General features: G+C 58.2%; 10 protein-coding genes. 8 read left to right on the plus strand and 2 right to left on the minus strand.

What is annotated here, in order from left to right:
• The first annotated feature begins 330 nt into the window (after positions 1-330).
• From C6Y32_RS14045 to C6Y32_RS14070, 6 genes are all read left to right on the plus strand, one after another.
• Positions 331-831 carry an NADH-quinone oxidoreductase subunit NuoE family protein gene (locus tag C6Y32_RS14045; RefSeq protein ID WP_105205906.1) on the plus strand — a complete coding sequence of 167 codons (501 nt, stop codon included), beginning with the start codon at positions 331-333 and terminating at the stop codon, positions 829-831.
• 5 nt (positions 832-836) lie between these two features.
• Positions 837-1,391, plus strand: coding sequence for an ATP-binding protein (locus tag C6Y32_RS14050; RefSeq protein ID WP_105205907.1), 555 nt, complete (start codon positions 837-839; stop codon positions 1,389-1,391).
• Positions 1,391-1,765 (plus strand): (2Fe-2S) ferredoxin domain-containing protein, encoded by a 375-nt coding sequence (locus tag C6Y32_RS14055; RefSeq protein WP_105205908.1) that lies wholly within the window; start codon positions 1,391-1,393, stop codon positions 1,763-1,765. Before C6Y32_RS14050 ends, C6Y32_RS14055 begins: the two co-directional genes overlap by 1 nt.
• Before the next feature lie 16 nt (positions 1,766-1,781).
• Positions 1,782-3,569: an NADH-quinone oxidoreductase subunit NuoF gene (gene nuoF / locus C6Y32_RS14060; RefSeq protein ID WP_105205909.1), complete on the plus strand. Its 1,788-nt coding sequence runs from the start codon at positions 1,782-1,784 to the stop codon at positions 3,567-3,569.
• A gap of 18 nt (positions 3,570-3,587) precedes the next feature.
• On the plus strand, positions 3,588-5,327 hold the full coding sequence (locus C6Y32_RS14065; protein WP_105205910.1) for an NADH-dependent [FeFe] hydrogenase, group A6: 1,740 nt from the start codon (positions 3,588-3,590) through the stop codon (positions 5,325-5,327).
• Positions 5,328-5,598: 271 nt separating this feature from the next.
• On the plus strand, positions 5,599-6,342 hold the full coding sequence (locus C6Y32_RS14070; protein WP_129589463.1) for a hypothetical protein: 744 nt from the start codon (positions 5,599-5,601) through the stop codon (positions 6,340-6,342).
• 224 nt (positions 6,343-6,566) lie between these two features.
• On the opposite strand, the gene C6Y32_RS14075 is transcribed toward C6Y32_RS14070, so the two are convergent.
• Positions 6,567-7,232 carry an AAA family ATPase gene (locus C6Y32_RS14075; RefSeq protein ID WP_105205912.1) on the minus strand — a complete coding sequence of 222 codons (666 nt, stop codon included), beginning with the start codon at positions 7,230-7,232 and terminating at the stop codon, positions 6,567-6,569.
• 324 nt (positions 7,233-7,556) lie between these two features.
• Here C6Y32_RS14075 and C6Y32_RS14080 point away from each other — a divergent pair, with 324 nt between their 5' ends.
• Positions 7,557-8,483, plus strand: coding sequence for a nucleoside hydrolase (locus C6Y32_RS14080; protein WP_164998300.1), 927 nt, complete (start codon positions 7,557-7,559; stop codon positions 8,481-8,483).
• Between the two features lie 79 nt (positions 8,484-8,562).
• Here the strand turns inward: C6Y32_RS14080 and C6Y32_RS14085 are convergent, their stop codons facing one another.
• Positions 8,563-9,780, minus strand: a complete 1,218-nt coding sequence (locus C6Y32_RS14085; RefSeq protein ID WP_105205914.1) for an RNA polymerase sigma factor — start codon at positions 9,778-9,780, stop codon at positions 8,563-8,565.
• Between the two features lie 236 nt (positions 9,781-10,016).
• Here C6Y32_RS14085 and C6Y32_RS14090 point away from each other — a divergent pair, with 236 nt between their 5' ends.
• Positions 10,017-11,513 carry a hypothetical protein gene (locus tag C6Y32_RS14090; RefSeq protein WP_105205915.1) on the plus strand — a complete coding sequence of 499 codons (1,497 nt, stop codon included), beginning with the start codon at positions 10,017-10,019 and terminating at the stop codon, positions 11,511-11,513.
• The last annotated feature ends 90 nt before the right edge of the window (positions 11,514-11,603 follow it).

Here is an 11,603-nt window from a genome sequence, read left to right on the forward strand (position 1 = left end):
TCGGGGCCGGTGCGGCCCGGTATGCGCGCGGCCCCACCGCCGCAGTGGGGCGGTGAGGCAGCACAGAATATCTACTGATATGATAGCATTTTCTCCCGGGCGGGCGCAAACGCTTTTCCTCCTAAATGACAATATTTTAACAGGCAATACTACCAAAGAAAAAATGGGTTTATTGACGTAAACGTCGAACTTTTTGTTTATTTCCGCTTATTTCCAGTTTCACTTTACTTTGCGCGCGGCGCTTTGATATAATTCATATGTTAATTATAGTAGATAGAGAAGGTTGTTTTTACACCTGTATCTGTACAATCCGTTAGGAGGTCAAGTTTCATGGCTGGAAAAATCTCATCGGTGCCTTTCAGCGGCACCCAAGAGCAGGAGCAGAAACTGCTGGAGGTGATCGAGGCCCATAAGGACGTACAGGGCTCACTCATCTCGGTACTGCAGCAGGCACAAGATATCTACGGCTATCTGCCCATCGAGGTGCAGAAGATCATCGCCGATAAGATGGATGTGCCGCTGGAGGAGATCTACGGTGTGGTGAGTTTTTACTCCCAGTTCTCGCTCAATCCCAAAGGCAAATACAAAATCTCCGTCTGCCTGGGCACCGCCTGTTACGTAAAAGGCGCGGGCGACATTTTTGATAAGCTCAGTCAAAATCTGGGCATCGTGGGCGGCGAATGCACCGCCGACGGCCGTTTCTCGCTCGAGGCCTGCCGCTGCATCGGCGCCTGTGGTCTGGCTCCGGTCATGACCATCAACGACGAGGTGTACGGCCGCCTGGTGGTCGACGATGTAGATCGTATTTTGGCCGAGTACCAGAACAAGTAACAGCCATGCAGGAACTCTCACTGAACATCCTCGACATCGCCCAGAACTCCATCAAGGCCGGCGCCTCGCTGGTGCAGATCGAGATCGAGGAGGATCGGGCCAAAGACTTCATGCGCATCGCCGTCATCGACGACGGCTGCGGCATGGACGAGGAGACGCAGCGCCGGGTGACCGACCCGTTTTACACTACCCGCACCACCCGCAAGGTGGGGCTGGGGGTGCCGTTTTTCAAAATGCAAAGCGAGATGGCCGGCGGCCAGTTCTCCATCCGCTCGCGGGTGGGGCAAGGTACCTTTATCCAGGGCACTTTCGTGCGCAGTCACATCGACCGCATGCCCCTGGGTGACATGGCCGGCACCTACTGCAGTCTCGTCATGGTCAACGAGTCGACCGACTTTTTGTACACCCACACCGTTGACGGGCGCAGCTTTGCCGCCGACACCAGAGAGTTTAAACAGGTCTTGGAGGGGGTGTCCCTCGCAACGCCGCAGGTGCTGGAATTTATCAGAGAGTACATACAGGAACATCTTACAGAACTTTACGGAGGTGTCATAGAATAATGAAGAGCTTAGCGGAACTGCAGGCTATCAAAGACAAGATGAAAGGCAGCATCGGGCTGCGCGAAGAAGACAAAAACTGCAAGCGCATCGTCGTGGGCATGGCCACCTGCGGCATCGCCGCCGGCGCCCGCCCGGTACTCAATGCCTTTGCCAAAGAAGTGGCCGACCGCGACCTCACCCACCAGGTCATGGTCTCCCAGACGGGCTGTATCGGCATCTGCCAGTACGAGCCGGTCGTCGAAGTGTTCGTTCCCGGCGAGCCCAAGGTCACCTATGTGAAGATGACCGCTGAAAAGGCCGCCCGCGTGGTGGAGGAACACATCATTGGCGGCAACATCGTACACGAGTACACCATCGGCGCCAACGCAAAATAGTGAGGAGGAAGTAGATATGTTTCGTTCCCAAGTACTGATCTGCGGGGGTACCGGCTGTACGTCCTCGGGCAGCGACCAGCTCATCCACTCGTTCGAGTCCGAGCTCGCAAAAAACGACCTGCAAGACGAGGTCAAGATCGTCCGCACCGGCTGCTTTGGCCTGTGTGCGCTGGGCCCCATCGTCATCATCTACCCCGAGGGCTCTTTCTACAGCCGGGTCGAGGTGACCGACGTCCCCGAGATCGTTTCTGAGCACCTGCTCAAGGGTCGCCCGGTCGAGCGGCTGCTGTATGACGAGACGGTCACCGACAATGGCGTCATCTCCCTCAACGACACCAACTTCTACAAAAAACAGCACCGTGTGGCCCTGCGCAACTGCGGCGTCATCAACCCCGAGAACATCGACGAGTACATCGCCATGGACGGCTACAAGGCACTGGGCATCTGCCTGACCGAAAAGACCCCGCAAGAGGTCATCGACATCATCAAGGCCTCCGGTCTGCGCGGCCGCGGCGGTGCCGGTTTCCCCACCGGCGTCAAGTGGCAGCTCACCGCCCAGAACCACGCCGATCAGAAATACGTGGCCTGCAACGCCGATGAGGGCGACCCGGGCGCGTTTATGGATCGCTCGGTACTCGAGGGTGACCCCCACACCATCTTAGAGGCCATGGCCATCGCCGCCTATGCCACCGGCGCCAACCACGGCTTTATCTACGTGCGCGCCGAGTACCCCATCGCCGTCAAACGCCTGCAGATTGCCATCGACCAGGCCCGCGAGTACGGCCTGCTGGGCAAAGATATCTTCGGCACCGGCTTTGATTTCGATATCGAGCTGCGGCTGGGCGCCGGCGCCTTCGTCTGCGGCGAAGAGACCGCGCTCATGCGCTCGGTCGAGGGCCAGCGCGGCGAGCCGCGCCCCCGCCCCCCGTTCCCCGCGCAGAAAGGCATCTTCGAAAAACCCACTCTGCTCAACAACGTCGAGACCTACGCCAACATCACCCAGATCATCTTAAACGGCCCCGAGTGGTTCGCCTCCATGGGCACCGAGAAATCTAAAGGTACCAAGGTGTTCGCTCTGGGCGGCAAGATCAACAACACCGGCCTGGTCGAGGTCCCCATGGGCACCACCCTGCGCGAGATCATCGAGGAGATCGGCGGCGGCATCCCCGGCGGCAAAAAGTTTAAAGCTGCCCAGACCGGCGGCCCCTCCGGCGGCTGTATCCCGGCTGAGCACTTCGATATCCCCATCGACTACGACAACCTCATCTCCATCGGTTCGATGATGGGCTCCGGCGGCATGATCGTCATGGACGAGGACACCTGTATGGTGGACATCGCCAAGTTCTTCTTAGAGTTCACCGTAGAAGAGTCCTGCGGTAAGTGCACCCCCTGCCGGGTGGGCACCAAGCGCCTGCTGGAGATGCTGACCAAGATCACCAAGGGTCAGGCCACTTTAGAGGATCTGGACAAGATCGAAGAGCTCTGCCACTACATAAAAGAGAACGCACTGTGCGGTCTGGGCCAGACGGCGCCCAACCCGGTGCTGGCCACCCTTCACTACTTCCGCGACGAGTACGTGGCCCACATCGTCGACAAGAAGTGCCCTGCCGGTGTGTGCAAGGCGCTGCTCACCTACTCGATCGACCCCGACAAGTGCAAAGGCTGCACCCTCTGCGCCAGAGTGTGCCCCGCCGGCGCCATCACCGGTACGGTCAAACTGCCCCATGAGATCGACCCGCACAAGTGCCTCAAGTGTGGCGCGTGCATCGAGAAGTGCAAATTCGGCGCGATCTCGATCCAGTAGAGAAGGAGTGTGCAAAACGTGGAAACTATCAACATGAAAATAAACGGCATGTCCGTCTCTGTCCCCAAAAACGCCACCATCCTCGAGGCGTGCCGTCTGTCGGGCATCCAGATCCCCACCCTGTGCTATTTAAAAGAGATCAACGAGATCGGCGCCTGCCGCATCTGCGTGGTCGAGGTCAAAGGCGCCCGCAGCCTGGTCGCCGCCTGCTGTGCCCCGGTCAATGAGGGGATGGAAGTGTTCACCAACACCCCCAAGGTGCTGGATTCCAGAAAGAAAACCCTGCAGCTGATCCTCTCCACCCACAACCGCAGCTGCCTGTCCTGCGTGCGCAGCGGCAACTGTGAGCTGCAAAAGCTGGCCAAAGACCTGAAGGTCGAGGACGAGGGCTACTACGACGGCGAGAACGAGCAGTACGAGATCGATAACTCCGCCGCCCATATGTACCGCGACAACTCCAAGTGCATCCTCTGCCGCCGCTGCGTAGCCGCCTGCTCCAAGCTGCAAAAAGTCGGCGTCATCGGCCCCAACGATCGCGGCTTTGCCTCCCACATCGGCTCGGCGTTCGACCTGGGCCTGGGCGACACCAGCTGTATCTCCTGCGGTCAGTGCATCGTGGCTTGCCCCACCGGCGCTATCGCCGAAAAAGATCAGACCGACGAGGTCTGGGCGGCTCTGGCCGATCCCGACAAATACGTGGTGGTCAACACCGCGCCGTCCATCCGCGCCACCCTGGGCGAGGCTTTCGGTATGCCCATCGGCACCAACGTGCAGGGCAAAATGGTCGCCGCCCTGCGCCGGCTGGGCTTTGACAAGGTGTTCGACACCGATTTCTCGGCCGATCTGACCATTATGGAAGAGGCCAACGAGTTCCTCGACCGGGTGCAAAATGGCGGTAAGCTGCCGCTGATCACCTCCTGCTCCCCCGGCTGGGTCAAATTCTGCGAGCACTACTACCCCGATATGATCGACAACCTCTCCTCCTGCAAGTCGCCGCAACAGATGTTTGGTGCCATCACCAAAACCTGGTACGCCGAGAAAGAGGGGATCGATCCCAAGAAGATCTTTGTGGTCAGCATCATGCCCTGTACCGCCAAGAAATTCGAGGTCGGCCGTGACGACCAGGCCGCAGCGGGCGTGCCCGATGTAGATGTGGCTCTCACCACCCGTGAGCTGGCCCGCATGATCGAGCGCGCCGGTCTCCAGTTCACCGATCTGCCCGACGAGGATTTCGACAATCCCCTGGGCGAAGCCACTGGTGCCGGCGTCATCTTCGGCGCTACCGGCGGCGTTATGGAGGCTGCCCTGCGCACCGCCGTCGAGACCCTCACCGGCGAAGAGCTGCAGAACGTCGAGTTCACCGAGGTGCGCGGCACTGCCGGCATCAAAGAGGCCACCTATCACGTGGCCGGTATGGATGTCAACGTGGCGGTCGCCTCCGGTACCCGCAACGCCGACGAGCTACTCAAACGGGTCCAGTCCGGCGAGAAGCAGTACCACTTTATCGAGATCATGGGCTGCCCCGGCGGCTGTGTCAATGGCGGCGGCCAGCCGGTCCAGCACGCAGCGGTCCGCAACAACGTAGATCTCAAAGGTCTGCGCGCAGCCGCCCTGTACGAGGCTGACCGCAACCTGCCGCTGCGCAAGTCGCACCAGAACCCGGTCATCAAAAAAGTCTACGAGGAGTACCTCGAGAAACCCGGCAGCCACAAGGCGCACAGTATCCTGCACACCAGCTATGTAAAGCGCGGCCTGTAAAGAGGTCTTTACCTCCTACATGCACAATTTAAAACAGGGCTCTGTCTATCTGTAGGCAGAGCCCTGTTTTTTTAGCGCGTCCGCTAAACGGCAATTGTGCATCTCTGCCAATCAAATGTCGAAAAATGGTCATATATAGAGAAAATCAGCTATTTGCTAGAGAGGACCCGGTAATTTTGGTATAATAGGGACATTCTAGGAACCGATTCTGTGCAAAAGACCATATGGCGTTCTTTTGTATGTGGCGCCGTCAGAAAGGGGCTGTTTTCGGATGGGCAAGGTACGACGTGTGGCAACTGGGATGCTGCTGTTGCTGTGGTGTCTGCTCATCGCCGCCCAACAGCCGGTGTGGGCGCTCGAGCTGCAGGACCCGCTGTTTCCCGATGCCGGCGACGTATTTCGCCAGCTGCTTTTTATGGGCGACAGCGACGCCGTGTGGCGGCAGCTGCAGAGCGATGAGCTCGCCGCCCCCATCACCGATATTCCCAGCCACAGCCAGCAGATATTACAGGTATCCAGGCCGCTGATGGACCGCCGCTACGACGGTCAGGGCGATGTGCTGGTCCCCCGTGAGCAGCCGCTCTACGCGCTGTTTTTGGTCGGCAACGATGCCCGCGGCGGGCCGAGCGGATTCGTGCTCTATTTTACCGTCGATGCCGGCGGCAGACCAAAGACCAAAAAAATACAGCCGGTCAAAGCGCCCTCCACAGCGGAGCGGGAGTTCTGCTGGGAGCAGGCCGGTTACGGCGGTGATGTCTGGCTGCTGCCCTACCGCGATCAGGTGGCGGTCAGCGCGGTCAACGGGCAGGGGGAGCGCCGTTACTTTTTATTCTCCGAAGATAACGGTACCGGTCCGCTGGATCTCGAGCAGTTCAATGCCCGTTTAAGGGCCTACTACCACCCCCAGCAGGATCAGCACACCGTCCCCGGTTGGCTGGGGCTGGTACTGTTCACCATCCTGGCCGCCGCGCTTGCGGGTCACCTGTGGTACCGCCGCCGTGCCCGGCATAACTGACAGCTTGTACCCGCACTGCGGGTGCCGGGCTATGTGAACAGTTTTTTCGTGACAAATTTAGCGGGGCTGCTTCTGGCAGCCCCGCTAAAATAACACTATAATAGAAAATAGACGCTGTGCGGCTGTTGCACCTGCAAGACTTGCCCGCACAGACAGCCTGATTAGCCACCCGGCCCAGTACCCGCTATGCATAAAAATGCAGTGTGGTGATGGGGGCGTTCAGATCAGCCCTTTGTCTGGTGCTGCCCGTCAAGGGCAAAATGCCGCTCTACTCGGGCCAGCGTACCCGCTACAGTGCTGCTCTCATCCCGCTCCAGCCAAAACATCTCGCTTCTTTTTACGGTATCATAAAAGGGCTGGGTGGTGTAAATAAGCGCCTTGCTGCAATTTTCAAACGCTTTTTGTGGGTCCGGCAGCCCCATGATGCAATCGCAGATATCCCGGTGGTCTGGCCGGGCGTAGTAGTCTCTGGCCACCCGCTGGGGCGACGCGATCAAAAATACCATGTGCTGCCGGTCGGTGATCCGTCTGGCCGTTTCCAGCGACAGGTGCAAATCGGCGATCACCGGCTGCTCTCTCGACAACTCGATCAGGTCGATCAGCGCCATCTGAAGCTGCTCGTCGACGCTCTGCTGCAACCACGCGCTGTACGCCCAGTAAGGGCGGCAGAAATACGCCTCCCAGCTGTCAAAAGTCTGGGTCATGGCGGGCTGGTGGACACAGTCGGCGATTTTTTGGTGCTGTGCAAAGCGGGCGTCCATATCGTATAGGGTAAAACCATGTTTTTGGGCCAATGCCCGTGCGATGGTCGTCTTTCCACCACAGGCGGTCCCGCCCACAAAAAAGACGTTTGTCAGGTGTGCTCGCAGGATATTATCTGCTATATTCATATGTTCTCTCCTTATGGAAATGACAAGGCAAACAGCGCCCAGGTAAACCTGAGCACGCGTTGGGTAAAATTTGCTTTAGCGGGTGCGCCTACACGTCCATAAGATCCCAAACACAGATGTACCTCCTAGTATGCAGCAAATTCTATCACCCGGTGTATTCCGGTGAAGTCAAGTCCAGTATAACATACGTAGGTCCCGCATACAACGGGAACCCGAAAAGCGGCCATACACTGCTTATCCATCCAAATGACAAAAAACGCTCAGCCCTACCCCCAGCCGTTTGCGCTGGAGCCCGGCCCAGCAGTAAAAAAAAGGAGAACCACTATGCAGCGACTGATCATCGATACCGATACCGCCTCCGACGACGCCGTCGGCCTTATCATGGCCCTGCGTGAACCCGCCGTCAAGGTCGAGCTCATCACCGTGGTGGCCGGCAACGTGGCGCTGGAGCAGGCGACCATCAATGCCCGCCGCTCGGTACAGGAGGCCGGCACCTATCGCCCCCCTGTTGTCAAGGGCGTATCTAAGCCCATGTTCCGCGACCTCATTACCGGTGAAAAAGTACACGGCGAAGACGGGATGGGCGATATGTTCCTGCCCGAGCCGGAGGTGCCGGTGCAGCCCGGCCACGCCGTAGATGCCATTTTGCGCTGCATCGAGCACGACCCCTCCGACCTGGAACTCATCGCGCTGGGCCCGCTCACCAATGTGGCCCTGTGCATCCTGCAGGCGCCCCAGACCATGAAAAAGCTCAAGCGCATCACCGTCATGGGCGGCGCCAAACCGCACTCATCCGCCTGGCACCCCATGGCCGAGTACAACATCTATATCGATGCCGAGGCGGCCTCCATCGTCTTAAATAGCGGCATCCCCATCCAGATCGTGCAGTTGGATGTCTGTCTTAACGAGTGCGCTTTCCGCGCCGAGGACATCGACCGCTTTAATCGGGGCGGGCCGGTGGCCCAGTTCTGTATGCGCTGTAACGACTCGCTGCGGGTGTTTTACGAAAAGACCTGGGGCCGCAGTGTCATTACCCTGCCCGACCCCACCGCCGTGGCGGCCGCCATCCACCCCGCCTGTATCGCCGAGAGCTTTCCGGCCTATGTCTTTATCGAGACGAAAAGCCCGCAAAACTATGGCCAGATGATCGTTGATACCACCCATGCACCCAAAGAGCAGTATAACGCCGTCATCTGTGAGCGCCTGGACGAGAAGGCTTTTAAAGACTACCTGTACAACCTCTGCCAGTGACCGGCAGCCGAAATTGACAATAAAAAGCGGTGAGCAGACCCGGGCATTGGGGTGGCTCACCGCTTTTATACATCATCTGTTACGGGTCGGGGATGCCCACCGTACCCGCCCCGGTGTTCCCCGCCCGGTCGGTCACCGAGAAGGGGCGCATCCCGTCAAAAATAGAAAAATACACCGTGTTCGTTGCAGCATCTGTTAAGATGGGCGCCACCCGGCTGCCATCCGGCCCGGTGATAAAAGCGCTCGACAAGTCTGCTCCGGCGCCTTCATCACCCAGTACCACCGCCAACCGTCCACCTTCGTCGCGCACCTCTATAATGTGAGGCGCCTGGCGGTCTACGCGGTCAATAAGCAGTTCGCAACGGGCGCGGTCGCCGCCGGCCCCCTGTGCCACCAGTACCCACCTGCCGTTTTCGGTGACCACGCCGCTGTACTTGCCGTCGGCGTGAGCGGTAAATTCTATGTGCCGGCCAGCGCTGTTTTCCGCCCACACAACCTGGGTGGATCCGCCCGCCCAAGCACGCACCAGCTGTCCGTCGCGTGCAAAACTGGTGTCTAGCACCACATTTTCAAAGCGGGGCCGCAGTGCGGTGCCCGCCACGAGACCAGTCACTGCGCACAGGGCTACGGCCCCGGTGGCGAGTGCCGCGCGTCTGGCGGCATTCTTTCCCGGCACCAGCCGCCCGGGGCCCCATACTCGTGCCAACACCAGCCCGGCGGGAACAAAAGCCGGCAGTTTTGGCCGCAACAACTTGGCCAGCTGCTTTTTCCCCCGCCGCAAACAGCGGTGTACCGTGCTCAGCGATACACCGGTCAAAGTGGCGATCTCCTCCAACTTGCGCTCCTGCAGATAGCGCAATACCACGATCTGTCTTTCCAGAGGGGAGAGCTGCAACAGCGCCTGTTGCAGCTCGTCCATCATTTCCCGGCGGCTTGCCAGCTCCTCAGGCATCGCAGTTACGTCCTCGTCCGGCCGCTGGGGAAAAGAGTCGCTGCACGACAGCTCCACCGATCGGCGGCTCTGCGCACGCCGGTAATTCTGGCACACCAAAAAGGTGGTCCGGTTCAGGTAGGCCACCACCGCTTGCGGGTTTTTAAGCTGTGCTATATTTTTGTGCAGCGTCAAATACACCTCCTGCAGTGCATCCTCCGCCAGCTGATGGTCGCCCAGCAGGGCCAGCGCCTGATAGTGCTGAGCGTCACAGGTGGCGTGATATAGGGCGGAAAATGCCCCCTGCTCCTGTCTCTGGGCGCGCTCCACCAGTAAAGCCAGCTGCCGGTGCGTAAATTGCTGCATCCTATGTGCTCCTCTTTGGTCCTGCTTTGTGCCGCGGGTAGATAGGCGTCGTTTCTACAAGTATACCATGACCGTCCAGAGTATGTATACGCCGACCTCAAAAAGAAAAACGACTGCTGATTTTTTTGACAGAATGTGACATGTTGGCCGCGCTGCCGCACACATAAAGTATATAGACGGTGAGCAGCTCCGTGTGGGGACGGCTGCCAGCACCGCCCACAAGGAGGAAACGATATATGATGGGAAAGAGATATAGGCGATATCGGCGGCGCCCGCTGCGCCGCCTGCTCCCCTTTTTAATGCTGGCGGCGCTGTGCCTCTGTATGTTTCCGGCCGCAGCCCAAGACGACAGCAGCGACTTCGTAGGCAGCTTTGACCTGCAGGAGATCTTTCAGGGCAACCCGCTAGCTATCGACGAGAACAATATCCTGTTTTCCGACCCGCTCAACAACCGCGACAAGTGGGTCGTACCAACCTGGAACAGCAGGGCCATGCAACAGAACAGCAGTGTCGAGAGTATACGAGAGGTGTCCATGAAGTCCAGCTGGCAGCTGGTGGTGGACTATACGCTTGATAACCAGTCGTCAGTCATCAATTCCCGAGCGGATATCAACCTGACAGGAAGCAGGGGCGCTTTAGCGATAGAAGTGGGCTACACTGACGATGATGGTCCCTGGATGTATATGCGTCACTGGAGTGGGGGTAGGTGGGATACGACTTATGGCCGACGCAAGCTGAGTGCATCCCAGGTGAGCCAGACCAAGCCGCTCATCCTCACTTTTGACGCCGCCACAGGAAAGCTCACGTTGCAGTACGGACAAGATGGGGCTCTGCAGATCTCCACTACTGCTGCAGCGTGCCCCTACCTCCAGACTGATACCGCATCCATCAGTATTTCCGGCGTCATGAGCTGGTTCCAATCAGACCCCGTGCCTACTGGAACGATCAGCGCCAAGTTTAACAGTATCCGCTATACCAAATACACCCCCAAGTTCGTCGAGACCACGGTACTCAACAGCGCCGGTCAGCCCATGACTGACGACGAGAAAAAGCAGGTACACGACGGAGATATCATCACCATTCAGGCCGAGGTCAAGAACACCTTTGCCGATGGCGATCCGGTACCAGTACACCTCAAGCTGTCCGACAATGAAGACCTGGCCACTACCGGACTCGATTTTGATGACACCGGCTGGGAAAACGAGACCCAGCGCGTCACTGTCGATAGCGTGGAGGTAGCGGATGTCAATATCACCGGGCCCGGCATCCCCTTATCCTGTAAGCCCGGCGGTACGCTGGTCACCTATCGGGCAAAAGTGGTAAATCCTGATAATGGGGCCGTAACTGTCGGGCAAATGATCGAGGACGATTTTTTCCTTTCTAAGCAATATTCGGGCACTGAACTGGTTCCTGCCCAACCACTGGTGCCCTACGACCCCGATAAGACTGATCAGAGCACCCCCGGCAGCGACTACCACTATAGCCGTTTGCCCGCCGCCAATGCAAATGGTTGGAATAACACCCCGGTAGAGCTCTCCTTTTACCCCGGTGATTTTGACCGTTTTGTCGTGCAGGAGCAGCGTGGCGATCAGCTGGTACTAGACAGCGGTAACACCCGCCATCAGTACACCGACGAGCAGGTCACCTGCCCGGTCGAGATGTGGGCCGAGAGCTTGAGTAGCGGAAGTATTTCAGTTAAGGCTATGTCACATCAAATAGTTGATAAAACATAGCACTTAGTACCTTGACATTTTTTGCTAAAATAATATAATTTAAGTGCGACACATCTTAATAATTTTCCCACAATAGGTGCGTATTTTTTT

This window comes from Neobittarella massiliensis (ex Bilen et al. 2018), assembly GCF_900289145.1.
In the GTDB taxonomy this organism is placed as follows: Bacteria; Bacillota; Clostridia; order Oscillospirales; family Ruminococcaceae; genus Neobittarella; species Neobittarella massiliensis.